The sequence below is a fragment of the Amycolatopsis echigonensis genome, from assembly GCF_014174495.1.
Taxonomy (GTDB): Bacteria; Actinomycetota; Actinomycetes; order Mycobacteriales; family Pseudonocardiaceae; genus Amycolatopsis; species Amycolatopsis echigonensis.
This window is the reverse complement of the sequence record NZ_JACJHR010000222.1, coordinates 1-1,432: the sequence shown is the minus strand read 5'-3', so window position 1 is coordinate 1,432 and position 1,432 is coordinate 1. Positions and strand designations below refer to the sequence as shown.

2 protein-coding genes are annotated in these 1,432 nt (G+C 70.2%); both read left to right on the top strand.

Features of this window, described 5'->3' with window-relative positions; genetic code table 11:
• Positions 1 to 1,159, top strand: a 1,159-nt coding sequence (locus H5411_RS46390) for an MlaD family protein (protein WP_183128013.1), incomplete at its 5' end; no start/stop codon positions are given.
• Positions 1,159 to 1,432: MlaD family protein (locus H5411_RS46385; RefSeq protein ID WP_183128012.1), on the top strand; the 274-nt coding region annotated here is incomplete at its 3' end. The genes H5411_RS46390 and H5411_RS46385, both read left to right, overlap by 1 nt.

Genomic DNA, 1,432 nt, shown 5'->3' with positions numbered 1-1,432 from the left:
AGCGCTGCCGGTGCACACCGACGCCAAGGTCACGCTCAAGCCGGTCAGCATCCTCGGCGAGCGGTACCTCGACCTGGACCGCGGGACGCCCTCGGCACCCGCGCTCCAGGACGGCGACGTCCTGCCGGTGCAGCAGACCGGCGTCTACACCGACCTCGACCAGGTTCTCAACACCATCGACGACCCCACCGGGCAGTCGCTGGCGGCCTTGGTGACCGTGCTCGGCGAAGGCATGCGGGAGAACGGCCAGAACGCCGACGCGACCATCCAGGCGCTCGCTTCGTCCATGAAGGACACCGACGGGCTGGCGAAGGTCCTCAAGGAACAGAACGGCCTGCTCACCAGCGTGGTCGGCAAGATCGAACCGGTGGCCCAGGCCCTGGCCGTGGACAACGGGGCGACCCTCGACGGTCTCCTCTCGTCCGCGCAGACCGCCACCGAAGCCACCGCGAAGAACCGTGCCGCGCTCGAGTCGACCCTCAGCCGGCTGCCGGACACCCTCTCCGCGGCCCGGAAGACGCTCGGGCAGCTGACCGGTACCGCGCAGGCCACGACGCCCGTCCTGCGGTCGATCAGGCCGACGACGGACAACCTGAGCGCCATCAGCGACGAGCTCAAGAAGTTCTCCGAGTCGCTCGACCCGGCGCTGGCGAGCGCGAAGCCGGTCCTGGACAAGGCGCAAGGCCTGCTCGACGAGGCTCGCCCGGTGGTCGACCAGCTCAAGACCGCCGGCCCGGACCTGCGGACCACTGTCGGCTCCGCCCGCCCGGTCGTCACCGACCTGACGAACAACTTCGGGAACGTGCTGAACTTCATCCGCAACTGGGCTCTGGCCACCAACGGCGGCGACGGTGTATCCCACTACCTCCGGGCCATGCTCGTCGTCAACCCCGACCTGCTGACGGGTCTCGTGCCCGGCCTCAACGCGCCCAACGGGGCTCCTACGCCCCCGCAGCAGGGCTCTCCCCAGGGTGACACCGGCACGCCGGCTCAAGGGGCGCCGCCGCTGCCGCTGCCGAGCCTCCCGGGACTCACCGGCTCAGGCGGAGTCCTCGGCGGGCTGCTGGCCACGGGTCAGCAATCCGACGGCGGCGTGACCGGGCTCAGCCAGCAGCAGGAAAGCGGCGTTCTGCAGTTCCTCATCGGTGGAGGTCAGTGATGGCGAGCACGGTCGGCCGCAAGAGGCGGTCCCTGTTCATCGGGTTCGTCGTCCTCGCCCTCTTCGTGGCCTCGGTCGGTATCGCGATCACCGCGAGCGACGGCCTGCCGGGCAAGCCGACGACGGTCGTGAAGGCCGCCTTCGGCGACGTCGGTGCCCTGCGCAGCGGCGACGACATCCGCATCGGCGGTGTGCGGGTCGGCCAGGTCGGCGACATCAACCTGGTCGACAACCAGGCCGTCGTCGAGCTGAAGTTCGACGGCGACAAGCCGG